The organism is Promicromonospora sp. NPDC052451 (assembly GCF_044547525.1).
Lineage (GTDB): Bacteria > Actinomycetota > Actinomycetes > Actinomycetales > Cellulomonadaceae > Promicromonospora.
Genome location: NZ_JBIUAP010000007.1, coordinates 299,838 through 324,265 on the forward strand (window position 1 = coordinate 299,838; position 24,428 = coordinate 324,265).

Here is a 24,428-nt window from a genome sequence, read left to right on the forward strand (position 1 = left end):
TCCGATCCGGGCCGCCCGTCGGTGGGCTCCTCCGCCGGCACCGGATCTCGGGGCGTCACCGGGGTCCCGGCCAGAGGGCGGTCAGGGTCGCGGCGCGGTGGGCCACGGTGTCCGGGGTGTCGCCCGGGCGGTAGAGAGCCGTGCCGATCCCGGCGCCCGCCGCGCCGGCGCGGGCCCACTCGGCGAGGTTCCCCGCGTCGACGCCGCCCACGGGCACGAGACCCGTGCCCGGGGGCAGCACGCTCGCCCACGCGCGCATCCCGCTCACGCCGATCGTCGAGCCCGGGAAGAGCTTGACGGCGCGCGCGCCGGCGTCGAGCGCGACGAACGCCTCGGTGGGGGTCGCGGCACCGGGATAGCTCTCCAGGCCGAGCCGCACCGTCTCGGCGACGACGTCGGCCCGTGTGTTCGGCGAGACGATCAGGGACGCCCCGGCGTCGGCGGCCCGGCGGACGTCGTCCGGCGTGAGCACGGTGCCCGCGCCGACGCGGCGGTCGGACGGCCCGGCGGCACGGATGCGGCGGATCGACTCCAGCGGGTCCGGCGAGTTGTACGGCACCTCGACGGCGTCGAACCCGGCCTCGAACACCGCCTCGGCGATGTCGACCGCCTCCGCGGGGGTCACGCCGCGCAGGATGGCCACCAGTCCGGCGGAGGGATAGGTCATGGGGAGGGCTCCTCGGTGGCGGGCGGGGCGGGTGTGGGCGACGGCGCACGTGTGGCCGGCGGGACGGCTGCGGAAGGCGCGGCGGGCGAGGGGGCAGCCGGCGGCGACGTGACCGGCGCGGACCGGGCGGGCACCAGCCCCGCGTCGGCGGCCACCCGCCACAGCCCGCGGACGGCGGCGCCCTCCGGCACGACCCGGACGGACGCACCGCACCGTTCGAGCGCGGCGCGATAACGGTCGGTGGTCGACGGCGGCCCGCACAGGGCGACCACGCCGTCCGGCGTCGTGCGCAGCCCGTGCCGCACCTCGGTGCCGATGAGCAGGCCGGAGACGTAGTCGGCGACGTGCCCGGGTTCGAGCAGCCCGGCGAGCACGTGCGTGCGGGCCGTGAACAGCAGAGCGGGTAGTCCGCGCTCGTCGCCGAGCGCGGACTCGGTCTCCAGCCCGCGCAGGAAGGCCTCGGTCACCTCTGGCCCCGGCGCGCCGGTGGCCAACCGCGCCAGGATGCTGTCCCGCAGCAGCAGCCCGTAGAGCTCGCCGGTCATCGCGGTGGTGAACCCGGTGACGCGGGCGCCGTCGAGCCGCACCCACTTCGAGTGCGTGCCGGGCAGCAGCACGGTGGCCGGCCCGTCCTGCCCGCTGAGGGCGCCCACGAGCTGCACCTCCTCACCGCGCATGACGTCGGGGTCGGCGCCGGTCGCCCGCAGCCCGGGGACGATGTGCACGACCGACTCGCCGGCCGGTACCACCGTCAGCAGCCCCGCGAGCTCACCGAGCTCCGCCGGGACGTCGAGGTATCCGGCCTCTGCCCAGCCGTGGTTCGAGCCCGCCATCCCCGCGCACAGCACCGGCACACCCGGGTGCCCCGCGAGCCAGGGACGGCACTGCCTGCCGAAGACGTCGGCGAACGCGACCGCCCGGGCCGCCGCGGTACCCGCGCGCTCCGAGACGGTCAGCACACCGTCGTCGGACCGGACGCGGTCGAGGACCGTGCCCGCACTGTCCAGGAGCCACGCACGGAACGTGGTGGTGCCCCAGTCGAGGGCGATGAGCGCGGCGTCGGGCTCCCCTGCGTCGTCAGCCATGCCTGGACGGTAAGCGGGTGGACCGATTGATGGAACCGTTTCCCTATTATCGGGATACGGTGTGCCGCATGACCGCGACGCCACAGCGCCACGAGCCGCCCGGAGACGCCGGGGCCGCCGGGACCGCCGGGACTGCCGGGCGCGGCACCGTTCCCGCAGGCACCGCCGTCCCGGGGCGCGCCGACGACGTCGTGCCTCCCCCGGGCACGCAGACGCTCGCCCGAGGTATCGCCGTCGTGAACGCCGTGGCGCGGGGCCGCAGCCGGCTGCGCGACATCGCCGAGGCCACCGGGGTCGGGCGGAGCACCACGCACCGCCTGCTCCAGCTCCTGCTGGCCACCGGCTACCTCCGCCAGCACGACGACGGCGCGTACGCGCTCGGTCCGGCCCTCATCGAGCTGGGCTACCAGGCGCTCCAGGAGAACCCCGTCACGGAGGTGGCCGCGCCGGTGCTGCGCACCCTGGCCGAGCGGGTGCACGACACCGTCCACCTCGCCATCGAGGACCGCGGGCAGGTGCTGTACCTCGACAAGATCCCGGGCACGCGCGGCGCGGTGATGCGTTCGCAGATCGGGCACCGGATGCCGTTGACCCGAACAGGCATCGGCAAGGCCCTGCTCCTGGACGGCCCCGCGCGCTGGCACGACCAGTTCGTCGCCGAGCGGCCGGCCGGCGCGGGGGACGAACCGGCGCGCGACGTCCTGACTCCCGAGGCATTCGTGCAGGTCATGGAGGCTTCGGCGGCCCGAGGGGTCGCGTTCGACCTGGAGGAGAACGAGCCGGGCATCCTCTGCGTCGCGGCACCTGTGCGGGACATCTCCGGCTCGATCGTCGCCGCGATCAGCGTGGCGGCGACCCGCCCCTACATGCCGCCGGAACGCCTGGAGACCCTGGCCCCGATCGTGCGCGACGCGGCGTCCCGCATCTCGTCGGCCCTGGGCCGGCACCCCGAGCAACCGCGTTGAGTGCGGGATGTTCGCCCTCCTCAAGCGTTCAAGAGGGCGAACATCCCGCACTCAACGGGCTACTCGTGCTGCCAGCTGTGCCAGAGGCTCGCGTAGTCGCCGCCCGCCGCGACCAGCTCGTCGTGCGGGCCGATCTCGGTGATCCGGCCCCCGTCGAGCACCGCGACGCGGTCGGCGTCGTGCGCCGTGTGGAGCCGGTGCGCGATGGCCACGACGGTGCGCCCCTCGAGCACCGCGTTGAGCGAGCGCTCCAGGTGCCGGGCCGCGCGCGGGTCGAGCAGCGACGTCGCCTCGTCGAGCACGAGCGTGTGCGGGTCGAGCAGCACGAGCCGGGCGAGGGCGATCTGCTGCGCCTGTGCCGGGGTGAGCTTGTGGCCGCCCGACCCGACCTCGGTGGCGAGACCCTCGTCGAGCGCCTCCACCCAGCCGTGCGCGTCGACGGCGCGCAGCGCGTCCATCAGCTCCTCGTCGTCGGCGTCGATCTTGGCCAGGCGCAGGTTCTCCGCCAGCGACCCCACGAACACGTGGTGCTCCTGGGTCACGAGCGCCACGTGCTTGCGCAGGTCCTCCAGGGGCAGGTCCACGAGCGGGACGCCGCCGACCCGCACCGTGCCGCCGGTGGGCGGGTGGATGCCGGCCAGCATGCGGCCCAGGGTGGACTTGCCGGAACCCGACGGTCCGACGACCGCCAGCCGCTCCCCCACCCGCAGGTCGAGGTCGATGCCGTGCAGCACGTCGGTGCCCTCGCGGTACGCGTAGCGCACACCCTGGCCGCGGACCTGCTCGTCGACGGGCACCGCGGTCCCGGCGCTGCGGTCCGTCGGCACGAGCCGCACCCCGATGATGCGGGACAGCGACGTGGCCGCCACCTGGATCTCGTCCAGCCAGAAGATGAGCTCCCAGACCGGCCCCTGGAGCTGGTAGGTGTACATCACGATGGTCGCGACCATGCCGATGGTCACCGTGCCCTCGGACGCGAGGAACCCGCCCCACACGAGGACCGAGACGGGCGCGATCATGAACGCGAAGTCCACACCGGGGAACAGGACCGTGCGCAGGTTGAGCGTGCCGCGCTCGGCCTGGAACGCCTCGTGGAGGTCGTCGTCGCCACGTGCCGTGCGTCGCCGGCCGATGCGCAGCGCGTCGATGGTGCGCGCCCCCTCGACGGACTCGGTGACGGTGCCGTCGAGCCGGGCGTAGGCCGCGGACTCCCGCTGGTAGGCGGGCGTGGCCCGCTTCAGGTACCAGCGGGCGACGGCGACGAGCACCGGCACGCCGACGAACATGCCCAGCGCCACCAGCGGCGACACGAACAGGCTGACCACGGACGTCAGCACGAGCGTGACCACGGCGATCACCAGGCGGGGCACGCCGAAGCGCACCGCGTTCTGGATCCGGCTGACGTCGCGGGTGGTGCGGGCGATGAGGTCGCCGGTGCCTGCCGTCTCCACCGTGGACAGCGGCAGGGAGGTGACCGTCTCGACGAACTCCTCGCGCATGTCGGCGAACACGGTCTCGCCGAACACCATGGCCCGGCGCTGCGCGAACCGGGTGATCAGGGCCTGCACCACGATCGCGCCGACCGCGACCAGCACCAGGTTCCGCGCCACCTCGAGCGTGGCACCCCTGGTCACGGCGTCGACGAGCTTGCCCAGCACGAACGGGCCGACCAGCCCGGCCATGGCGGCCACCGTGTTCGCCACGGTGATGATCACCAGCGGTCCCTTGTGCCGGCCGAGGAGCTGGCGCGTGTACTGCCAGGTCTCGGTGGCGTCGGCGATCGGCAGGATCTTTCCCGTGCTCATGCCGTGCCTCCTTCCTGTGCGTTCACGCCCAGCAGCTCGTCGAGCTCCTGGTCCAGAGCCGTGCCCTCGTCGTCCTCCGCCAGCGAGCGGCCCACCACCCGCCGGTAGCGGGCGGCCTCGCGTCCACCGGGAGCGTTCGTCGGCAGGTCGAGCAGCTCGCGGTGCGTCCCGCGCGTGGCGACGCGGCCGGCGTCGAGGAAGATCACCTCGTCCACGTGATCGAGCACGAGCGGGCTGGCCGTGACGATCAGCGTGGTGCGGCCGCGGCGCCAGCCGGTGAGGCGCTGGGCGATGCGCGCCTCGGTGTGGGCGTCGACCGCGGAGGTGGGCTCGACGAGCACCAGGATCTCCGGGTCGGTGAGCAACGCCCGCGCCAGGGCCACCCGTTGCCGCTGGCCGCCCGACAGCGAGCGCCCCTTCTCCGGGATCTCGCCCTCGATGCCGTCGGGCAGCGAGTCCAGCACGTCGTGCGCATCGGCGATGTGCAGGGCGCGCAGCAGCGACTCCCGGTCGGCGCCGTCGCGCACGTCGAGCTCACCCGCGAGGCGGCCGGAGAACAGCGCCGGGGTCGCGTCCGCCACCACGATCCGTTCCCGCAGCGCGTGCTTGTCGAGGTCGCCCAGCCGGACCCCGCCGAGCGTCACGGGGGTCTCGGCCTCCGCCTCGTCGTCGAACCGGCCCATCCGGACGGCGACCCGCGCGGACTCGTCCGGGTCGGCGCTGACGAGCGCCACGACCCGGCCCGGTTCGAGGGTCACACCGGTCGTGTCGTCCACCAGGGGGACCCCGGCCGGCGGCATGTCGGCCGTCGGGCCGGCGGCACCGGTGGCCGGGACCACCTGCAGCACCTTGACCACCTTGCCCGCCGCGACGTGCGCCTTGGTGACGACGTTGACGGACTGCACGAGCAGGTGCACCGGCCAGGACAGGAACGACGCGTACCCGTAGAACGCGACGAGCTGGCCCGTGGTGATCCGCCCCGCGATGGCCTCGGCCGCTCCGAGGTACACCACGAGGGCGATGAAGAGCCCCGGCAGCAGGATCTGGAGGGCGTCGAGGATCGACTGCGTGCCCGCGACGTCGACGCCCGCCTGCCGGACCTTCTGCGACTGCACGCGGTACCGGCCGGTGAACACCTTCTCGCCCCCGATGCCGCGCAGGATGCGCAGGCCGGAGACGGTGTCCGCGCCGAGCGTGGTGAGCCGCCCCTGGGCGTCGCGCTGGTTCTTCTGGTGCTTCTGCAGCGGCTTGACCAGCAGCGCAAGGATGGCCGCGACCACCGGCAGGCCGAGCGCGATGACGAGGCCCAGCGTGAGCGACTGGGTGAGCATCAGCACCACCACGATGCCGTAGGTGGCGAGGCTGCCCAGGGTCTGGGCGGCGATGGCGAACACCTCGCCGATCCGCATGGTGTCGTTGGCGACCGACGAGACCACCTCACCGGTCGGCAGCTCCTTGGTGATGTTGTGGCCCGACCGTGCGACGGTGCGGGTCACGAGCTGTGACGTGCGGAAGGCGGCGTGCATCCAGGCCGTGATGTCCCACCGGTGCCCGATGGCGTTGGACGCGATCCAGACGAGACCGACGCCGAGCATGACGGCCGCCCACGTCCAGGTGGTCCGGCTCAGCCCCGAGCCGGTGGCGCTGTCGATGATCCGGCCCAGCAGGAACGGCTGGAACGCGCTGCACGTGAACGAGAGCACGCCGAAGAACACAGCGACGAGCAGCACCCGCGCCTGCTTGCGCGCGAGCCACAGGAGCAGGGTGATCGGCCCGCGCAGCGGCGGGGTGCCGGGATCAGCAAAGGGGAGGGAGCGCACGACCAACACCGTACGGACGACCACTGACATTGATCCACGCTTTATCCACAGCCCTGCCGCGCGGTCCGGGAACGGCCGGGGACGGTCCCGGACCGCTCCGGAAAAGGCATATCCTCGATTGCTGTGAGTACCCCGCAGACCGCTCCCGAGATCTCCGCCGAGGCGGCCGCCACCGCGATCCGCAAGGCCCGCGGCGCCATGTCCCGCTACCGCTTCATGGCGCTGGTCACCGGTGTCATGCTCCTGATCCTCTGCGTCGAGCTGGGCATCAAGTACGGCCTGGGCGCGGTGACCGACGTCGACGGCGTCATGCCGTTCATCGCCTGGGTGCCCTTCGCGCACGGCTGGATCTACGTGGTGTACCTGGTCACGGTCGCCGACCTGTGGTCGAAGATGCGCTGGGGCTTCGGTCGCCTGGTGACGATGGTGATCGCCGGCGTCGTCCCCGTGATGTCGTTCGTGCTGGAGAAGAAGATCCACGGCGAGGCCGAGGCGAAGCTCGCCGCGCTCGAGGCGCGCTACCTGTCCTGAGGGCCGGGCACCCCCGCGGCGCGCCGCGGTCCCCTGGTTCAATGCGAGCGTGAACGCGCACGCCTTCGACTCCATCACCGCAGACCGGCTCCGCGAGAACGGCAGCCTCAAGTGGACCGCCTTTCCCGGCACCATCGGGGCCTGGGTCGCCGAGGCGGACTTCCCGGTCGCTCCCCCGATCAGCGCCGCGCTGCACGACGCCGTGGACCGCGGCCTGCTGGGCTATCTCCCCCCGGCCCTCGTCACCGGCGTGCGCGAGGCGTACGCGTCCTTCGCGGCCGACCGTTACTCGTGGGTGGTGGACCCGGCCCGGGTGCACCCCGCGTCCGACGTGCTGACGGCGCTGGAGCACACCATCCGGCACTTCTCGCGGCCGGGGTCGCCGGTCATCGTGCCGACGCCGTCGTACATGCCGTTCCACACCCTGCCGCGCGAGCTGGGCCGGGAGATCATCCAGGTGCCGATGGCGCGCGACGCCGCGGGCCGCTACACCTACGACCTGGACGCGCTGGACGCGGCGTTCGCCGCGGGCGGGCACCTGCTGATCCTGTGCAACCCGCACAACCCGATCGGCCGGGTCCTGGAGCCCGCGGAGATGCTGGCCGTCGCCGAGGTCGTCGACCGCCACGGCGGCCGGGTGTTCTCCGACGAGATCCACGCCCCGCTGGTCCGTCCGGGCCGCCGGCACGTGCCGTACGCGTCGCTCGACGAGACGACGGCGGGCCACACCCTCACGGCCACCTCCGCGTCCAAGGCGTGGAACCTGCCCGGCCTCAAGTGCGCCCAGGTCGTGCTGTCGAACGACGCGGACGTGAAGCTGTGGGACGAGGTGGGCGAGCGCATCGAGGAGGGCGCGTCCACGCTGGGCATGCTGGCCAACCAGGTCGCCTACACCGAGGGCCGCGACTGGCTGGACGACGTGGTCGCCTACGTGCAGGGCAACGTGACCCGGCTGGGCGAGCTGCTCGAGGGGTCGGGGATCGGCTACCGGGCGCCCGAGGGCACCTACCTGGCCTGGCTGGACTGCCGCGACCTCGACCTGCCGGGCGGGCCGGGCAGCGCCGCGACGTTCTTCCGGGAGCAGGCCGGCGTCACGCTGGTCGACGGCGCGGACTGCGGCGCGGCGGGCCGCGGCTTCGTGCGGTTCAACGCCGGGCTCCCGCGACCGCTCCTCGAGGAGGCCGCCACCCGCATGCGGGCGGTGCTGGACCGCTGACGCTCCGGGCGGTCACGCCGCCGGCAGCCCCGCGATGCCCGTGCCGGCGTCGGTGGGCTCGCCGCCGCGGCGTCCGCCCGCCATCTCGTCGCGCACCAGCCGGATCCACAGCAGCACGGCGAACCCGCCGAACAGCCACCACTGCAGGGCGTAGAAGATGTTCTGCAGGTTCGCGCCCGAGCCGCCGTCGATGGTCGGGCGCGGGAGCGCGGCGACGCCCCCGTCCTGCGGCGAGCCGGGGCCCTCGGTCGCGACGAGGTAGCCCGTGTAGATGGGCCCGCCCCACTCGTTGACGAGCGCGCTGAGGGCGATGTGCTCGGTCCGGCCGTCCACCACGGCGGCGCTGCCCGCCGTCGACTCGCCCATCTGCAGCCAGCCCGTCAGCGTGGTCTCGCCCTCGGGCAGGACGAGGGCCGCGGCGTCGGCGGGCGTCTCGACCCAGCCCTGGACCACGGCGAGCACCGGGGCGCCGGACAGGTCGGCCCAGGACGCTCCGCCGGTCCCGTCGTCGGTCACCCGGAACGGGGTCAGCACGAGGTAGCCCGTGCGGCCCTCCAGGGCGCGGCCGGGAACCAGCAGCGAACCGTCCGGTTCGAACTCGCCCGCCACCCGCACCTCGCGTCCCACGAGCTCGCCCGAGAAGCTCTCCTGGGGGGCCAGCACGTCGCCGAGCCAGGCCGGCCCGGCGGCGACGGCCTCGGCCGCCTCCTGCTGCGCGGCGAGCTCGGCACGCTCGTACGCGCGGTCGAGCTGCCAGGCACCCAGCCGTCCGCAGACCAGCGCGGCCAGCACGAAGACGAGCAGCAGCCCGATCATGCGGGGCTGCCGGGCCACCTGGAGGAAGGTGCGGCGCTCGGCGACCACGTCGGCGTCGATCACCCTCGGCTCGGGTGTGCTGGGGGCACTGACAGGCATACCCTCAACGGTAACCGCCGCCGGCACGTACCAGGTACAGATCGGCCCCCTGACCTCTCCGTCTGAAGCGTCACACGGCGCCCCTCTCGCATGTGGGCCCATTCTGCGTTCGAATGAACAGGCAGGCGCTGAACAGGCAGCCACCTGGTACAGATCCCAGGCACCTCGTAGGTAGGAGCGTGAGCGATGACGACCACCGCAGCCCCCGACACGGCCACCGGATGGCGCGCCACCGGTGTCCACGAGCTGGAGCCCGCCGAGCTGAACCGCCTCGACGCCTGGTGGCGGGCGGCGAACTATCTCTCGGTCGGCCAGATCTACCTTCTCGACAACCCACTGCTGCGCGAACCCCTGACGGCGGACCACGTCAAGCCGCGCCTGCTCGGCCACTGGGGCACCACGCCGGGCCTGAACTTCCTGTACGCGCACCTGAACCGCGCCATCAAGGAGCGGCAGCAGCAGACCGTCTACGTCACGGGTCCCGGGCACGGCGGACCGGGCCTGGTGGCCTCGGCCTACCTGGACGGCACCTACTCCGAGGTCTACAGCGACATCACGCAGGACACGGAGGGCGTCCGACGCCTGTTCCGGCAGTTCTCGTTCCCGGGCGGCATCCCCAGCCACGTCGCGCCCGAGACGCCGGGGTCGATCCACGAGGGCGGCGAGCTCGGCTACGCCCTGAGCCACGCGTACGGTGCGGCCTTCGACAACCCGGACCTCCTGGTCGCGGCGGTGGTGGGCGACGGCGAGGCCGAGACGGGCCCGCTGGCCACCTCCTGGCACTCGAACAAGTTCCTCAACCCCGCGCAGGACGGCGTCGTGCTGCCGATCCTGCACCTCAACGGCTACAAGATCGCCAACCCGACGGTCCTGGCGCGCATCCCGCAGGAGGAGCTGCACGACCTCATGGTCGGCTACGGGCACAAGCCCTACTTCTTCGACGGCGGTTACGACCAGGAGGAGTCGCCGCTCGACGTGCACCGCCGGTTCGCGACCCTGCTCGACGAGGTGCTCGACGAGATCGCCGCGATCAAGGAACGCGCGCGGCAGGGCGACGTCAGCCGCCCCACCTGGCCGATGATCGTGTTCCGCACCCCCAAGGGCTGGAGCGGCCCGGCGGAGATCGACGGCAAGAAGACGACGGGCTCCTGGCGCGCGCACCAGGTGCCGCTCGCGAACGCCCGGGACACCCCGGAGCACCTCCAGGTGCTGGAGACCTGGCTGCGGTCCTACCGGCCCGAGGAGCTGTTCGACGACGACGGCCGCGTGCTGCCCGAGATCGGTGCGCTGGCGCCCGAGGGCATCCTGCGGATGAGCGCCAACCCGCACGCGAACGGCGGCCTGCTGCTCAAGGACCTCCGGCTGCCGGACTTCCGCGACTACGCCGTGGACGTGCCGACGCCCGGCGGGTCGAAGGCCGAGGCGCCGCGCGTGCTGGGCCAGTGGCTCACCGACGTCATCCGGCTCAACCCGGACAACTTCCGGATCTTCGGCCCGGACGAGACGGCGTCGAACCGGCTCCAGGCCGTGTACGACGTGACGGACAAGCAGTGGAACGCCGAGTACATCGGCCCCGAGGTGGACGAGCACATGGCCCGCGCGGGCCGCGTCATGGAGATGCTGAGCGAGCACCAGGTGCAGGGCTGGCTGGAGGGCTACCTGCTGACCGGCCGGCACGGGCTGCTGACCAGCTACGAGGCGTTCATCCACATCGTCGACTCGATGTTCAACCAGCACGCCAAGTGGCTCAAGGTCACCAACGACATCCCGTGGCGGCGGCCCGTCGCCTCGCTGAACTACCTGCTGTCGAGCCACGTGTGGCGGCAGGACCACAACGGGTTCAGCCACCAGGACCCCGGGTTCATCGACCACGTCGTGAACAAGAAGGCGGAGATCGTGCGGGTCTATCTCCCGCCGGACGCCAACACGCTGCTGTCCACCTACGACCACTGCCTGCGCAGCCGGCAGTACGTCAACGTGGTGGTGGCGGGCAAGCAGCCCGCGCCCAACTTCCTGGACATGCCCACCGCGATCGAGCACTGCACGCGCGGGCTCGGCATCTGGGAGTGGGCGGGCAGCGAGGTCGAGGGCGAGAAGCCCGACGTCGTCCTCGGCTGCGCGGGCGACGTGCCCACGCTGGAGGTGCTCGCCGCGGCCGACATCCTGCGCCGCGAGCTGCCGGACCTCAAGGTGCGCGTGGTCAACGTCGTGGACCTCATGCGGCTGCAGGACGCCAAGGAGCACCCGCACGGGCTGACCGACTCGGAGTTCGACGGCCTGTTCACCACCGACCGGCCGATCATCTTCGCGTACCACGGCTATCCGTGGCTCATCCACCGCCTCACGTACCGCCGCACGGGCCACCCCAACATCCACGTGCGCGGCTACAAGGAGGAGGGCACCACGACCACGCCGTTCGACATGGTCATGCTCAACGACCTGGACCGGTACCACCTGGTGATCGATGTCATCGACCGTGTGCCGTCGCTCGGCAGCGCCCACGCCGGTCTGCGCCAGCGCATGCAGGACGCGCGGCTTCGTGCGCGTGCGTGGACCCGCGAGCACGGCGACGACATCCCGGAGGTGCGCGACTGGGTGTGGCCGGACGCGCAGGACCAGTCCGACAACGGGCAGGTAGACGCTACGCTCGGCACCGGTGGAGACAACGAGTAGCAGAAAATCCCACGAAGTGAACACGGAGCAGCACGTGACCGGCGCAACCCGCAGCATCGTCATCGCGAGCCCGGAGGGCGAGAGCGGAAAGTCGACGGTCGCACTGGGCGTGCTCGACCTGCTGGTCCGCAAGGGCCAGCGGGTCGGGGTCTACCGGCCCGTCTCGCGCGCGACCTCCGACCGGGAGGACGAGCGGGACCACGTCCTGGAGCTCCTCCTGGAGCACGACGGCGTCGACATCCCCTACGACGACGCCGTCGGCGTGACCTACGCCGACCTGCACACCGACCCCGAGGCGGCGCTGAGCCGCATCGTGTCCCGGTACCACGACCTGGCGGCGCGCTGCGACTCGGTGGTGGTGCTCGGCACCGACTACACCGACGTCGCCGGGCCCACCGAGCTGTCGTTCAACGCGCGCATCGCCGCGAACCTGGGTGCCCCGGTGCTGCTGGTCGTCGCGGGCCGCGAGCGCACCCCGGACGGCGTGCGGGCGCTGGTGGACGTGAGCCTGGCCGAGCTGGCCGCGCACCATGCCCAGGCGGTCGGCCTGGTGGTCAACCGCGCGGACACGCACAGCGCGCGGGAGGTGCGGGCCGTGCTCGCCGAGGCGCAGCCGGACCTTCCGGTGTGGACCATCCCCGAGGAGCCGTTCCTGCAGGCCCCGACGGTGGGCCAGCTCCTGGAGGCGGTGGACGGCAAGCTCGTCCTGGGCGACCCGGAGCTGCTGGGCCGCGAGGCGCTCGACGTGCAGGTGGGGGCCATGAGCTTCGAGCACCTGCTGGAGCGGCTGATCGACGGCGCGGTCGTCATCACGCCGGGCGACCGCACGGACCTGCTGATCGGACTGCTCGCGACGCACATGACGCCGTCGTTCCCGTCCCTGGCGGGGATCGTGCTGAACGGCGGGTTCTACCCGGAGGGCCGCCCGGCGCAGCTCCTGGAGGCGATGCGTCCCAAGCTGCCGATCATCACCACCGACCTGGGGACCTACCGGACGGCCCGGGCCGCCGCGACGACGCGCGGCAGGGTGGACAAGGAGTCGGTGCGCAAGGTGGAGACCGCCCGGGCGCTGTTCGAGCGGAACGTCGACTCCACCGCGCTGGCCGCCCGCCTCGACCTGCCGCGGCCGCAGGTGGTCACGCCGCTCATGTTCGAGTACCAGCTCATCGAGCGGGCCCGTGCCGACCGGCGGCACATCGTGCTCCCGGAGGGCTCCGACGACCGCATCCTGCGCGCGGCCTCCACGGTGCTGGCGCGGCAGATCGCGGACCTGACGATCCTCGGCGACGAGGAGCCGATCCGGGCGCGCGCCGCCGAGCTCGGCCTGGACATCGAGGCCGCGCGGGTGCTGTCGCCGCACGACCCCGAGCACGTCGAGAAGTTCTCCGCGGAGTACGCCCGGCTGCGCGCCCACAAGGGCATGACGGTCGAGCGGGCGCGCGAGATCGTCACCGACGTCTCCTACTTCGGCACGATGATGGTGCACCTCGGGCTCGCCGACGGCATGGTCTCCGGCGCGGCCCACTCGACGGCGCACACGATCCGGCCGTCGTTCGAGATCATCAAGACCAGGCCGGGTACGTCGTCGGTCTCCTCGGTGTTCTTCATGTGCCTGGAGGACCGCGTGCTCGTGTACGGCGACTGCGCCGTCATCCCGGACCCGACGTCGCAGGAGCTCGCCGACATCGCCATCTCCTCGGCGGCCACCGCCCGCCAGTTCGGCGTGGACCCGCGGATCGCGATGCTGTCCTACTCCACGGGCGAGTCGGGCACGGGCGCCGACGTGGACAAGGTCCGCACCGCCACGGGCCTGGTGCGCGAGCGCACGCCCGAGCTGGAGGTCGAGGGCCCCATCCAGTACGACGCCGCCGTGGACGCATCGGTCGCCGCGTCCAAGCTGCCCGGGTCCGACGTCGCCGGGCGTGCCACCGTGTTCGTCTTCCCCGACCTGAACACCGGCAACAACACGTACAAGGCGGTGCAGCGCTCGGCGGGCGCCGTCGCCGTCGGCCCGGTGCTGCAGGGCCTGAACAAGCCGGTCAACGACCTGTCGCGCGGGGCGCTGGTGCAGGACATCGTGAACACCGTGGCGATCACCGCCATCCAGGCCCAGTCCGAGGAGCCCACCGCATGAGCAGTTCCGCACCCGACCGGCGCACCGTCCTGGTGCTCAACTCCGGGTCCTCGTCGCTCAAGTACCAGCTCGTCGACCCCGACTCGGGCGAGGCCGTGGCAGGCGGCATCGTGGACCGGATCGGCCAGTCGTCGGGCACGGTCAAGCACGAGACGGGCGGCGAGAAGGTCGTGCGCGACCTGGCGGTGCCGGACCACGGCGAGGCACTGCGGGTGGTCGCCGGCATGTTCGACGAGGTGGGGCCAGCACTGGCCGACGCGGGGATCATCGCCGTGGGCCACCGGGTGGTGCACGGCGGCGAGATCTTCTCCGCCCCCACCCTGGTGGACGACGACGTCGTGGCCGGCATCCGCGACCTGATCCCCCTGGCGCCGCTGCACAACCCCGCGAACGTGACCGGGATCGAGGTGGCGCGCGAGCTGTTGCACGTGCCGCACGTCGCGGTGTTCGACACGGCGTTCTTCGCGTCGCTCCCGGCCGCCGCCTCGACGTACGCGCTGGACCGCAAGGTCGCGGCCGAGCACGGCGTGCGGCGGTACGGCTTCCACGGCACGTCGCACCAGTTCGTGTCGGCGGCGGTGGCGTCGCACCCTGCGGTGACGGCCAAGCTGGCGGCCGAGGGGCGCGGACCCGAGACGCTGCGGCAGGTGGTGCTGCACCTGGGCAACGGAGCGTCGGCGTCGGCCATCCTGGGCGGCCGGCCGCTCGACACCTCGATGGGCCTCACGCCGCTCGAAGGGCTGGTCATGGGCACCCGCTCGGGCGACATCGACCCGGGCGTCGTCTTCCACCTCGTACGTGGCGGCATGTCCGGGGACGACGTGGACACCCTGCTCAACAAGAAGTCGGGCGTGCTCGGGCTGTCCGGCGTGAGCGACATGCGTGAGCTGCGCCGGCTCGTGGCGGCCGGCGACCTCGATGCGCGGCTGGCACGCGACGTCTACCTGCACCGGCTGCGCAAGTACGTGGGGGCCTACGCGGCGGTGCTCGGCGGGATCGACGTGCTCACGTTCACCGCCGGCGTGGGCGAGAACGACCACACCGTCCGGTCGGGGGTGGTGCGGGACCTGAAGTTCCTGGGGCTGACGATCGACCCCGCGGCCAACGAGTCGGCGTCGGACGAGGCGCGGGTGATCTCGGCCGGACCGGGTGCGGAGGCGCCGCTGGTGATGGTGGTGCCGACCAACGAGGAGCTGGCGATCGCGCGGTTCGCGGCGGCGCTGGTCGAGGACTGACGCCCCGGCTGATCGGCTGGGCGACGAACAGCGTTAGCCTCGCCCCGTGACCCTCTACATCGACCCGCCCGCCTGGCCCGCCCACGGGACCCTGTTCTCCCACCTGGTCTCGGACGGGTCGCTGCGTGAGCTCCGCCTCTTCGCGCGGGCGGCCGAGGTACCGGACCGTGCCCTCGACCTCGACCACTACGACGTCCCGGCGGCGCGGTACGACGACCTGGTCGCTGCCGGTGCGGTGCCCGTCGAGGGCGGCGACCTGGCCCGGCGGCTGGCATCCTCGGGCCTGCGGGTCTCGGGCGCCGAGCGCGGTCGCGCCAAGCGGGCGGCACTCCTGACCCGGTGGGACAGGCTGTGGGCCGACCCGAGCCTGGCCCGCGCGGCGGGCGAGAACCTGGTGGACCGCTGGCGCGAGCCGCACCGTGTCTACCACTCGACCCTGCACCTGGCCGTGGCGCTCGACGCCCTGGACCAGATCGCGCCCGCCCACGGCGTCGCCGAGCGCGACCTCTGGCGCGCCCGCCTCGCCCTGTGGTTCCACGACGCGGTGCACGACGGAGGCCGGGGCCCCCGCGAGGTACCGCAGCGCAGCGAGGACACCTCACGGGGTGCGGGCGGAATCGCCCGGCAGGACGAGGAACGGTCCGCGGACCTGGTGGCCGAGCTGCTCGGCCCGCTCGCGGGCACCGGTGTCTCGGCCGACGACGTCGACGAGGTCGCCCGGCTCGTCATGGTCACGGCGGACCACGACCCGGCGCCCGACGACGCCGTCGGAGGCCTGGTCAGCGACGCCGACCTGGCCGTGCTGGGCGGCAGCCCCGCGGTCTACGCGCGCTACACCCACCAGGTCCGCGCGGAGTACTGCGACGTACCCGACCCGCTGTTCCGCGCCGGCCGGTCCCAGGTGCTCAGCACCCTCCTGGCGGACGGCCGCCTCTTCCGCACCGCCGCGGGCGCCGCCCGCTGGGAGGACGCCGCCGCGGCCAACCTGCGCAGCGAGCTGGCCCTGCTGGCCGCCTGAGGGTGGTCGGCACGATGTCAGGTGATCGGCACCTCGGGCGGCCGATCACCTGACATCGTGCCGACCGGCCGCAGGGCGCGCGCTCTGGGCCCGCTCCGGACGCGGTAGCGTTCGCGGCGTGAGTCCACTCAAGGTCGCCGGCCTGGTCGCCGGGGTGCTGGCCGTCGCCTTCACCGTCCCCGTCGTCGCAGTTCAGGCCACCGGCCACGCCCGGGTGCGCAGCGACGCGAGCGAGATCGAGAAGGCGGACGCCGTCATCGTGCTCGGCGCCGGCCTCCGCTCCGACGGCACGCCGTCCACCTACCTGCGGCGTCGTGTCGAGGGCGGGGCCGAGCTCTACCGCGCGGGCGTGGCACCCACCGTGATCCTGAGCGGCGACGCGCACGACAACCCGGACGGCACCCGGTACGACGAGCCCGGTTCGATGCGCGCCTGGCTCCTGGACAACGACCTCGGCGTGCCCGACGACGCGATCGTGCTGGACCGCGAGGGCTTCAACACGACGGCGACGTGCCGACGGGCGCACGACCTGTTCGGGGTGCGCACCGCCGTCGTCGTCACCCAGGACTACCACCTGCGCCGCACCCTCTACTCCTGCGTCGAGGCCGGGCTGGACGCCGTCGGGGTGGGCGTGAGCGCCGCGAGCGTGCAGCCGGCGCAGTGGGCCTGGTGGCACGTGCGTGAGCTGCCCGCGAGCTGGAAGGCCGCGGTCCGCTCCCTGGGCCGACGCCGCCCCCGCTGACAGGTCAGCGCTTCTTCGGCGTGACCCACAGGTGGATGGTGCCCTCGACCACGACCGTCCCGTCCGCGAGCACGCCGCGTACCCGCACCGGCAGGTCCTTGTCGTCGCCGTCCCACTGCGCCTGGTCGGTCTCGGCGATGCACGTGACGTCGCCGGTCGACTTGGCGAGGTAGGAGACCTCCATGCCCTTGGGCAGCCACCGCTTGTCGTCGGGCACCGTGGCCTCGGCGAGGGAGCCCATCGCCATCTCCAGCCCGTTGCAGACCGCGATCGCGTGCACCGTGCCGATGTGGTTGCGGTTGCGCCACCGGTTCGGGACCACCACCTCGCCGTAGTTCGGCCGCATGTCCACCATGCGCGGGGCGATGGTGCCGAAGTACGGGGCCTTGAGACCGTAGGCCAGGCTGAAGATCCGCTTGCCGAGGAGCCCGCCGACCAGCGGCAGCGAGTTCGCGGTCTTCCAGAAGGCGGCCAGCTGCGTCGTCATGCGGACGAGCGTACCGGTGAAGGCCGTTCACTCACCCCATGCGCAGCTTGCGCATCGCGGTCAGGGCCGTCGTGAGCACCCGGCTCGGCGTGTCCCCGCCCAGCCCGTACAAGGCGTCGAGCGTCGCACCGAACCGGACGCCGCGCGCCGTCACCACGGTCTGCTGCCGCGTGAGCCCGTCGATCGACGCCGCCCCGTGCCGGCCGCCCAGCCCGGACGCCTTCCAGCCACCGATCGGCGCCGCCACGGAACCCCACGTCATCGTGTACCCGTCGTTGACCGCCACCGACCCGCACTCGATGCGCTCCGCCAGACGACGCGCCCGGCCGACGTCGCGGGACCACACGGCCGCGTGCAGGCCGTACTCGGTGTCGTTCATGACCGTGACCGCGTCCTCGTCGCAGTCGACACGCGTGATCGTGACGACGGGCCCGAACGTCTCCTCCCGCGCGACCGTCGCCTGCGCGGGAACGTCGTCGAGCACGGTCGGGGCGTAGAAGTAGGGGCCGACGTCGGCGCGGTGCACCCCGCCGGCGAGCACCCGCGCTCCGCGGGCCAGCGCGTCGTCGACGTGGGCGGTCACCTTGTCGAGCTGCGCGGCCGACGTCAGCGAGCCGACGTCCGCGGTGTAGTCGAGGGCCGGTCCGAGCCGCAGGTTCCGCACCGCACGCACGAACTTCGCGACGAACTCGTCGGCGATCGCCTCGTGCACCACGAGGCGTTCGACGGACACGCACAGCTGACCCGCGTTCGAGAAGCAGGCCCGCACAATGCCCGGCACCACGGTGTCGATGTCGACGTCGTCGGCCACGTACAGGGCGTTCTTGCCACCCAGCTCCAGCGTGGCGCCGATGAGGCGCTCGCCCGCCCGCGCCGCGACCTTGCGCCCCGTGGCCGTCGAGCCCGTGAACGCGATGTGGTCGACGTGCTCGATCAGCTCCTCGCCGACCTCGCGACCGCCCGCGACCACCTGGAACAGACCCGCGGGCAGCCCGGCGTCGTCCAGCGCCTCCGCCGCCCAGAGCGCGGTGAGCGTGGCCTGCGGATCCGGCTTGAGCACCACCGCGTTGCCGGCCAGGAGCGCGGGCAGCGCCTCCGCGAGCGCGAGCACCAGCGGGTAGTTCCACGGCGCGATCGCGCCGACCACGCCGACGGGCCTCCGGTGCACGCGGGCGCCCGCGAGCAGGGGGATCATGCCGCCGGCGCGCCGTGCGGCCAGGTACCGCTCGCCGCGCACGGCGTAGTGCCGGGCGACCTGGGCGACGTCCGCGACCTCCTCGAAGGCAGCGCGGCGGGCCTTGCCCGTCTCGAGCTGGACGAGGTCGAGCGCCTCGGACTGCCGCTCCAGGACGATCCGTCCGAGCCGCTGGAGCACCCCGGCACGCTCGCGGACCGGGCGGCGCGCCCAGCCCCGCTGCGCGACGCGCGCCCGGACGACGGACGCCGCGACGTCCTCGGCCGAGGAGACCGGGAACGTCACGAGCGGCGCGCCCGTGAACGGGCACATGGACCGGTGCGTGCCGGATCCCTCGGAGGTGGCGATCCGAGCCACGAGGGGGGCCATCACCCCGGGCTCGAGGACGAAGGTCCCCTGCGGGTGCTCCGGGTCGAGCACGCCGCCGACCGCACCACTAGCCGCTGCTTCGGCTGCTGCGTCGTCGATCATGGCGGCCACCCTACGCGCAAAACCCTGCACCACGTATTGATAGGTGTGTGAAACTGACTTTCAGAGCGGTTGATCCCGGTGAGTGCAACCGCGCGCCGATCCGCACTGCGAAATCAGCGGGGTTCGACCCATCGGCCCAGCACCGTGCACTCCTGGTCGGCGTAGCCCAGGCGCTCGTAGAAGCCCAGCACACCGGTGTTGGTGGTCCGCACCATGAGCTGGATCTTGCGTGCCCCTCGTGCGACCAGCCACGCCTCGGCGGCCACCACGGCCGCCCGACCCAGACCCGATCCCTGCAGGTCGGGAGCCACCGCCACGTAGTACAGCCAGCCCCGGTGACCGTCGTGCCCCGCCATCGCGGAGGCGACCACGCGGCCGCCCGCCCGTGCGACCAGGACGGTGGACGCGGCACCGGCCCGGGCCTCCGCGATGTCGACGTGCGGGTCGTTCCAGGGCCGGGTCAGCCCGCAGGCCTGCCACAGCTCGACGACCTGGTCGACGTCGGCATCGGTGATCTCGACGAACTCGCCGTCGGCCGCGGGAGCCGCGGCGAGGACGGGGGCGAGCCGCTCGCCGTCGGACACGGTGCTCATCGTGGCTGGTAGGGCGACACGACGACCTCGACCCGCTGGAACTCCTTGAGGTCGGAGTAGCCGGTCGTGGCCATGGCCCGGCGCAGGGCGCCGACCAGGTTCAGGGTGCCGTCGGCCTGCTTGCCCGGCCCGAAGAGGATCTCCTCCAGCGTGCCGACCGTGCCCACCTCGACGCGCTCGCCGCGCGGGAGCTGCGGGTGGTGCGCCTCGGGACCCCAGTGGAAGCCCTTGCCCGGCGCCTCCGCGGCGCGGGCGAGCGCGGCACCGAGCATGACGGCGTCCGCACCGCAGGCCACGGCCTTGACGATGTCGCCCGAGTGGCCCACCCCGCCGTCGGCGATGACGTGCACGTACCGGCCGCCCGACTCGTCGAGGTAGTCGCGGCGCGCCGCGGCCACGTCGGCCACCGACGTGGCCATGGGCGCGTGGATGCCGAGGCTGACGCGCGTCGTGTGCGCGGCGCCACCGCCGAACCCGACGAGCACGCCGGCCGCGCCGGTGCGCATCAGGTGCAGGGCGGCCGTGTAGGTCGACGCACCGCCGACGACGACGGGCACGTCCAGCTCGTAGATGAACCGCTTCAGGTTGAGCGGCTCGGCGTTGCCCGACACGTGCTCGGCCGAGACCGTGGTGCCGCGGATGACGAACAGGTCGACGCCGGCGTCGACCACCGTCTTGTAGAACTCCTGCGTGCGCTGCGGGGTGAGCGCGCCGGCGACGGTGACGCCGGCGGACCGGATCTCCTTGAGCCGCTGCGTGATCAGCTCGGGCTTGATGGGCTCGGCGTAGATCTCCTGCATCCGGTGCGTCGCCTCGCCGGCCGGCAGGGCGGCGATCTCGGCCAGCAGCGGCTCGGGCGACTCGTACCGGGTCCACAGACCCTCCAGGTCGAGCACGCCGAGACCGCCGAACCGGCCCAGCGCGACGGCGCTGTCCGGGGTCATCACGGAGTCCATCGGCGCCGCCACGATCGGCAGGTCGAAGTGGTAGGCGTCGATCTGCCAGCCGACCGAGACGTCCTTCGGGTCGCGCGTGCGCCGGGACGGCACCACCGCGATGTCGTCGAAGGAATAGGCGCGCCGCCCGCGCTTGCCGCGTCCGATCTCGATCTCGTTGCTCACCCGCCAAGCCTACCTATCGCCGGTGACACGGCGCGCAGTGGTCCGTGATGTGCGCGGGTGTCGTGAGCCGCGGTGTCAGTGAGCGGTGGCAAGGTTCTCCGTGGACGCACCAGGGATGCGGGCGCGGCTGGACGAGTGTGGCCCGGAAACCCGGGACGAGCAGGGAGGACACCATGAACGAGACCTGGATCGACAGGCCGCTGCTGGGCTTCGACACCGAGACCACGGGCGTGGACGTCACGGGCGACCGGATCGTCACCGCGGCTCTCGTGCTGCGCAGGCCCGGGGTGGGCACCGACGTCCGCACCTGGCTGATCGATCCGGGTGTCGAGATCCCGCAGGAGGCCGCTGCCATCCACGGCATCTCGACGGAGCATGCCCGGGCCCACGGCGTCCGGCCGCTGGAGGCGCTGGAGGAGATCGCCGCCCAGCTCGCCGAGCACCTGGCCGACGGCGTGCCCGTCGTGGCCTACAACGCGGCGTTCGACCTGTCGCTGCTCGACGCGGAACTCGTGCGCCACGGGCTCAAGACCCTCCCCCAGCGCCTGGGACACCCGGTGGAACCGGTCGTGGACCCGCTGGTCATCGACCGGTGGCTGGACCGTTACCGCCCGGGCAAGCGCCGCCTGGGCGACCTGTCGCAGTGGTACGGCGTGGTCTCCGACGGCGACCTGCACACCGCCGAGGTCGACGTGCTCGCGACGCTGGACGTCCTGGAGGCGCTGGCACGCCGGTTCCCCCAGCTGGGCCGCATGTCACTGGCCGACCTGCACCGGCAGCAGATCGGCGCGCACCGGCAGTGGGCCGTGAGCTTCAACGAGTGGCGCCGTGAGCAGGGGCTGGAGGGCCCTGGCGCGTCCGGGGCATGGCCGGTGCAGCACGCCTCGGGCGTCTGACCGGCCGGCCCGGACGCGCCGGGGACAGGGTTCAGCGCTGGTAGACGGCGTCGACCTCCACCTCGACCAGCCATCCGTCCACCGGAAGGTTCTCGACCTCCAGCGCGAAGCGGGACGGACGGGCGTCGTTGACCACCATCGGCTCGGTCGTCGCCGAGCCGAGCTGGACGTCGAGCACCTCGCCGGTGGCCAGGTTGGTGTTGGCGAAGAACTGCCGGTAGGCCCGGTTCCAGCCGGCGAAGTCCATCTGCTCCTCACCGTCGGGGTTCTGCAGGAACACCCGCATGGAGACGACGTCGTCGTACCCGAGCCCCGCCCGCTCGAGGTTCTCGCCGATGCGGGTGAGCGCGTTGATGCCCTGGGCCTCGGTGAGGGTCACGCCGTCAGGCAGCTCGCCGCCCGGGAAGACGTCGGTCGGGATGTAGCGCTCCTCCGGCGAGGCGCCCGGCGCCGTGTTGCGCGCGGCGGGCCCGAGCCCCGAGGACTTGTACCAGGAGACGTTCTTGCCGATGGCCACGCCGTCGGCGATGAGCGGGGTGTCCCCGGTGACGAACGAGTGGGCCCGGTGCGGATCGGGCCGGAAGACGTGCGCGGCGGCGAAGGCGGTGCCGGGCACGGCGACCGCCGCAGTCACGGCGACGGCAACGGCGAGCTTCGTGCGGTTCCTCATGGACGCTCCTCCAGCTTTCCGGCCGGGCGCCAGGACGGCGTCCGGTACAGCCACCCGGCGTCCGGCGCCGGGTGGCGCGTGACGCTAGCCATCGGGCGTTACCGACGAATGACCGTCCTGGGTCGGCTCGGGAAAGGCTCGGACGCCGCGCCCGATTCGTTCCTGCACAGACGCTGACCTGCGGCGGGACCCCGAAACCACATGGTTACGCCGTGCAACTGCACAGAAACGGTGGCGACTCCCGGCGGTGACCGACGCTCTCTAGCGTCCGGCACGGTGCTGACGGCGGCTCCCGGCTTCCCGGCCGAGTTCCGCAGCGCGTCAGGCCTGTCGACACGAGAGGTAGGGACCGTGGTCACCGAGAAGAGCACCCCAGGAGTCTCCCGCCGCAACTTCCTCCAGGCCGTCGGCGCGGGGTCCAGCGCCGGCGTCATGTTCGCGACGATGGGCGCCATGGGCCTGGCCCCGACCGCTGCCGCCCAGCCGAGGGCGCAGTCCTGGACTCCCCCGCAGGGCAGCGACTTCACGCTCACCGGGCGCTCCGCGAAGAAGGTGGTCGTCGTCGGCGCCGGACCCGCGGGCCTCACCACGGCGTACGAGCTGCAGAAGGCCGGCTACCAGGTCACGGTGCTGGAGGCCCGGCACCGGCCGGGCGGGCGCACCCTCACCATCCGCGGTGGCGACTCCGAGACCGACCTGAACGGTGTCACGCAGACCGCCCGGTTCGCCGACGGCATCTACCTCAACGCCGGCGCGGCCCGCATCGCGCAGTGGATGGTCACGATGGACTACCTGCGCGAGCTGGGCGTGCCGTACGAGGTCTTCACCAACGCGAACGCCGACGCCTACATCTACAACGAACGCTCCGGCGCGACGCCCGGCAACCCGGTCCGCTACCGCACCGCCAAGGCCGACGTCTTCGGCTACACCTCCGAGCTGCTGCACCACGCCACCGACCAGGGCGCCCTGGACCAGCGCCTGACCGAGGAGGACAAGGAGAACCTGCGCACCTTCCTGCGCAGCTGGGGTTCGCTCGGTTCGGACGGCACCTACGCCGGCGGGAGCAACCGTGGCTTCGAGGTCTACCCGTCGGCGTGGAACGAGCACGGCACACCGCTGCCGGGCCCCGGGACCGTCGCCGAGGTGCTGGCCTCGAAGGTGGGCCAGTACTTCCCGTTCGAGATCAACTGGGAGCAGTCGATGCTCATGTTCCAGCCGAAGGGCGGCATGGACACGATCTACCGGTACTTCGTCCGGGCGATCGGCGAGCACAACGTGCGGTTCCGCTCCCCTGTCACGGGTGTCGAGAACACCAGCCGCGGAGCCCGGGTCACCTACACCGCACCGAACGGCCGGGAGCGCCAGATCGAGGCGGACTTCGTGGTCGCCGCGGCACCGGCCGGCCTGATGCGACGCTGGACCACCAACTGGGGTCCGGAGGTCGACGCGGCGCTCGGCGAGTTCGCCGTGGGCTCCCCGGCCGGCAAGATCGGCCTGCAGTACCGGTCCCGGTTCTGGGAGGACGACCACCAGATCTTCGGCGGGATCACCGAGACGGACATGGACCTCGCCCACCTCTGGTACCCGTCCTACGGGTACGGCGAGCGCAAGGGGCTGATCGTCGGCTACTACAACACCGGCGCGAACGCCCGCACCTACGCCGACATGACCCCGCGTCAGCGCGAGCTGCGAGCCGTCGAGCAGGGCGTGAAGATCCACGGGGAGAAGTACCGCACCGAGCTGGACACCTCCTTCTCGATCGCCTGGCACAAGGTGCCCTACATCGAAGGGGCCTGGGCGTTCCCGAACACCACGTCGGCCGGCTTCCGCCTGCTGCAGCAGGGAGCGGGCAACGTGTACTTCGCGGGCGACTGGATGTCCGAGATCTCGGCGTGGCAGCACGGCGCGTTCTGGTCCGCCCGCTACGCGGTGCAGACCCTGCACGCCCGCGTCATGTCGAGCTGACCCGGACGGGGGCCGCCGAACTCAGACGTCGGCCCCGGACACGGCCCCTGACACAGGCACGGACCGGCACGGGCAAGCACGGGCACGGACCGGCACGGATACGGACCGGCACAGGCACAGGCACAGGCACAGGCACAGGCACAGGCACGAAAGTGCGCTTCTACCCAGTCATCAGGCCCAGATCCAGCTCGAAATCTGGGCCTGATGACTGGGTAGAAGCGCAC

General features: G+C 72.6%; 20 protein-coding genes. 10 read left to right on the forward strand and 10 right to left on the reverse strand.

Annotated features, from left to right (window positions below; translation table 11 throughout):
* Positions 1-55: 55 nt before the first annotated feature.
* Together ACIG47_RS14960 and ACIG47_RS14965 are read right to left on the reverse strand one after the other, a co-directional pair.
* The gene (locus tag ACIG47_RS14960) at positions 56-667 is read right to left on the reverse strand and encodes a 2-dehydro-3-deoxy-6-phosphogalactonate aldolase (protein ID WP_397431715.1); all 612 of its coding nucleotides are present in this window, start codon (positions 665-667) and stop codon (positions 56-58) included.
* Complete coding sequence (locus ACIG47_RS14965) at positions 664-1,752, reverse strand: 2-dehydro-3-deoxygalactonokinase (RefSeq protein WP_397431716.1); 1,089 nt, start codon at positions 1,750-1,752, stop codon at positions 664-666. The genes ACIG47_RS14960 and ACIG47_RS14965 overlap by 4 nt, the downstream gene beginning before the upstream one ends.
* A 68-nt stretch (positions 1,753-1,820) precedes the next feature.
* Between ACIG47_RS14965 and ACIG47_RS14970 the strand changes: the two genes are divergently transcribed.
* Positions 1,821-2,717 carry an IclR family transcriptional regulator gene (locus ACIG47_RS14970; RefSeq protein WP_397431718.1) on the forward strand — a complete coding sequence of 299 codons (897 nt, stop codon included), beginning with the start codon at positions 1,821-1,823 and terminating at the stop codon, positions 2,715-2,717.
* A 59-nt stretch (positions 2,718-2,776) separates the two neighbouring features.
* On the opposite strand, the gene ACIG47_RS14975 is transcribed toward ACIG47_RS14970, so the two are convergent.
* Complete coding sequence (locus ACIG47_RS14975; protein WP_397431720.1) at positions 2,777-4,522, reverse strand: ABC transporter ATP-binding protein; 1,746 nt, start codon at positions 4,520-4,522, stop codon at positions 2,777-2,779.
* Positions 4,519-6,372: an ABC transporter ATP-binding protein gene (locus ACIG47_RS14980; RefSeq protein WP_397431722.1), complete on the reverse strand. Its 1,854-nt coding sequence runs from the start codon at positions 6,370-6,372 to the stop codon at positions 4,519-4,521. The genes ACIG47_RS14975 and ACIG47_RS14980 overlap by 4 nt, the downstream gene beginning before the upstream one ends.
* A gap of 93 nt (positions 6,373-6,465) precedes the next feature.
* On the opposite strand from ACIG47_RS14980, the gene ACIG47_RS14985 reads away from it, so the two are divergent.
* Positions 6,466-6,873, forward strand: a complete 408-nt coding sequence (locus ACIG47_RS14985; RefSeq protein WP_397410382.1) for a DUF3817 domain-containing protein — start codon at positions 6,466-6,468, stop codon at positions 6,871-6,873.
* A gap of 49 nt (positions 6,874-6,922) precedes the next feature.
* The gene (locus tag ACIG47_RS14990; protein WP_397431724.1) at positions 6,923-8,089 is read left to right on the forward strand and encodes a MalY/PatB family protein; all 1,167 of its coding nucleotides are present in this window, start codon (positions 6,923-6,925) and stop codon (positions 8,087-8,089) included.
* A gap of 12 nt (positions 8,090-8,101) precedes the next feature.
* Here the strand turns inward: ACIG47_RS14990 and ACIG47_RS14995 are convergent, their stop codons facing one another.
* A complete protein-coding gene (locus tag ACIG47_RS14995) occupies positions 8,102-9,004 on the reverse strand; it encodes an SURF1 family protein (protein WP_397431726.1) in 903 nt (300 codons plus the stop codon).
* A gap of 186 nt (positions 9,005-9,190) precedes the next feature.
* Here ACIG47_RS14995 and ACIG47_RS15000 point away from each other — a divergent pair, with 186 nt between their 5' ends.
* The 5 genes from ACIG47_RS15000 to ACIG47_RS15020 all read left to right on the forward strand — a co-directional run bounded on the left by ACIG47_RS15000 (position 9,191) and on the right by ACIG47_RS15020 (position 16,806).
* Positions 9,191-11,677 (forward strand): phosphoketolase, encoded by a 2,487-nt coding sequence (locus tag ACIG47_RS15000; RefSeq protein ID WP_397431727.1) that lies wholly within the window; start codon positions 9,191-9,193, stop codon positions 11,675-11,677.
* A 34-nt stretch (positions 11,678-11,711) separates the two neighbouring features.
* The gene (gene pta, locus ACIG47_RS15005; protein WP_397431729.1) at positions 11,712-13,811 is read left to right on the forward strand and encodes a phosphate acetyltransferase; all 2,100 of its coding nucleotides are present in this window, start codon (positions 11,712-11,714) and stop codon (positions 13,809-13,811) included.
* The gene (locus ACIG47_RS15010) at positions 13,808-15,046 is read left to right on the forward strand and encodes an acetate/propionate family kinase (protein ID WP_397431731.1); all 1,239 of its coding nucleotides are present in this window, start codon (positions 13,808-13,810) and stop codon (positions 15,044-15,046) included. The genes pta and ACIG47_RS15010 overlap by 4 nt, the downstream gene beginning before the upstream one ends.
* A gap of 46 nt (positions 15,047-15,092) precedes the next feature.
* Positions 15,093-16,064 (forward strand): DUF4031 domain-containing protein, encoded by a 972-nt coding sequence (locus tag ACIG47_RS15015; RefSeq protein WP_397431732.1) that lies wholly within the window; start codon positions 15,093-15,095, stop codon positions 16,062-16,064.
* 118 nt (positions 16,065-16,182) lie between these two features.
* Complete coding sequence (locus ACIG47_RS15020) at positions 16,183-16,806, forward strand: vancomycin high temperature exclusion protein (protein ID WP_397431734.1); 624 nt, start codon at positions 16,183-16,185, stop codon at positions 16,804-16,806.
* A gap of 4 nt (positions 16,807-16,810) precedes the next feature.
* Here ACIG47_RS15020 and ACIG47_RS15025 read toward each other — a convergent pair whose 3' ends face one another.
* The 4 genes from ACIG47_RS15025 to ACIG47_RS15040 all read right to left on the reverse strand — a co-directional run bounded on the left by ACIG47_RS15025 (position 16,811) and on the right by ACIG47_RS15040 (position 20,673).
* Positions 16,811-17,293, reverse strand: a complete 483-nt coding sequence (locus ACIG47_RS15025; RefSeq protein ID WP_397431735.1) for a hotdog fold domain-containing protein — start codon at positions 17,291-17,293, stop codon at positions 16,811-16,813.
* A gap of 31 nt (positions 17,294-17,324) precedes the next feature.
* Positions 17,325-18,959, reverse strand: coding sequence for a succinic semialdehyde dehydrogenase (locus ACIG47_RS15030; RefSeq protein WP_397431737.1), 1,635 nt, complete (start codon positions 18,957-18,959; stop codon positions 17,325-17,327).
* A 113-nt stretch (positions 18,960-19,072) separates the two neighbouring features.
* Positions 19,073-19,552: a GNAT family acetyltransferase gene (locus ACIG47_RS15035; RefSeq protein ID WP_397410363.1), complete on the reverse strand. Its 480-nt coding sequence runs from the start codon at positions 19,550-19,552 to the stop codon at positions 19,073-19,075.
* Positions 19,549-20,673: a GuaB3 family IMP dehydrogenase-related protein gene (locus ACIG47_RS15040; protein ID WP_397410361.1), complete on the reverse strand. Its 1,125-nt coding sequence runs from the start codon at positions 20,671-20,673 to the stop codon at positions 19,549-19,551. The genes ACIG47_RS15035 and ACIG47_RS15040 overlap by 4 nt, the downstream gene beginning before the upstream one ends.
* Before the next feature lie 173 nt (positions 20,674-20,846).
* Here ACIG47_RS15040 and ACIG47_RS15045 point away from each other — a divergent pair, with 173 nt between their 5' ends.
* Positions 20,847-21,569, forward strand: coding sequence for an exonuclease domain-containing protein (locus tag ACIG47_RS15045; RefSeq protein WP_397410359.1), 723 nt, complete (start codon positions 20,847-20,849; stop codon positions 21,567-21,569).
* Positions 21,570-21,600: 31 nt separating this feature from the next.
* Here the strand turns inward: ACIG47_RS15045 and ACIG47_RS15050 are convergent, their stop codons facing one another.
* The gene (locus ACIG47_RS15050) at positions 21,601-22,239 is read right to left on the reverse strand and encodes a Rid family hydrolase (protein WP_397410357.1); all 639 of its coding nucleotides are present in this window, start codon (positions 22,237-22,239) and stop codon (positions 21,601-21,603) included.
* A gap of 351 nt (positions 22,240-22,590) precedes the next feature.
* Here ACIG47_RS15050 and ACIG47_RS15055 point away from each other — a divergent pair, with 351 nt between their 5' ends.
* Positions 22,591-24,204, forward strand: a complete 1,614-nt coding sequence (locus ACIG47_RS15055; RefSeq protein ID WP_397431739.1) for an FAD-dependent oxidoreductase — start codon at positions 22,591-22,593, stop codon at positions 24,202-24,204.
* Positions 24,205-24,428: the final 224 nt, after the last annotated feature.

Bases quoted from the DNA above. Each gene is read 5' to 3' on its own strand.
- ACIG47_RS15035 (WP_397410363.1), bottom strand. From the start codon at position 19,552: ATGAGCACCGTGTCCGACGGCGAGCGGCTCGCCCCCGTCCTCGCCGCG.
- ACIG47_RS14960 (WP_397431715.1), bottom strand. From the start codon at position 667: ATGACCTATCCCTCCGCCGGACTGGTGGCCATCCTGCGCGGCGTGACC.
- ACIG47_RS15025 (WP_397431735.1), bottom strand. From the start codon at position 17,293: ATGACGACGCAGCTGGCCGCCTTCTGGAAGACCGCGAACTCGCTGCCG.
- ACIG47_RS15010 (WP_397431731.1), top strand. From the start codon at position 13,808: ATGAGCAGTTCCGCACCCGACCGGCGCACCGTCCTGGTGCTCAACTCC.
- ACIG47_RS15050 (WP_397410357.1), bottom strand. From the start codon at position 22,239: ATGAGGAACCGCACGAAGCTCGCCGTTGCCGTCGCCGTGACTGCGGCG.
- ACIG47_RS14970 (WP_397431718.1), top strand. From the start codon at position 1,821: ATGACCGCGACGCCACAGCGCCACGAGCCGCCCGGAGACGCCGGGGCC.
- ACIG47_RS14975 (WP_397431720.1), bottom strand. From the start codon at position 4,522: ATGAGCACGGGAAAGATCCTGCCGATCGCCGACGCCACCGAGACCTGG.
- ACIG47_RS14965 (WP_397431716.1), bottom strand. From the start codon at position 1,752: ATGGCTGACGACGCAGGGGAGCCCGACGCCGCGCTCATCGCCCTCGAC.
- ACIG47_RS15045 (WP_397410359.1), top strand. From the start codon at position 20,847: ATGAACGAGACCTGGATCGACAGGCCGCTGCTGGGCTTCGACACCGAG.
- ACIG47_RS15000 (WP_397431727.1), top strand. From the start codon at position 9,191: ATGACGACCACCGCAGCCCCCGACACGGCCACCGGATGGCGCGCCACC.
- ACIG47_RS15030 (WP_397431737.1), bottom strand. From the start codon at position 18,959: ATGATCGACGACGCAGCAGCCGAAGCAGCGGCTAGTGGTGCGGTCGGC.
- ACIG47_RS14980 (WP_397431722.1), bottom strand. From the start codon at position 6,372: ATGTCAGTGGTCGTCCGTACGGTGTTGGTCGTGCGCTCCCTCCCCTTT.
- ACIG47_RS14995 (WP_397431726.1), bottom strand. From the start codon at position 9,004: ATGCCTGTCAGTGCCCCCAGCACACCCGAGCCGAGGGTGATCGACGCC.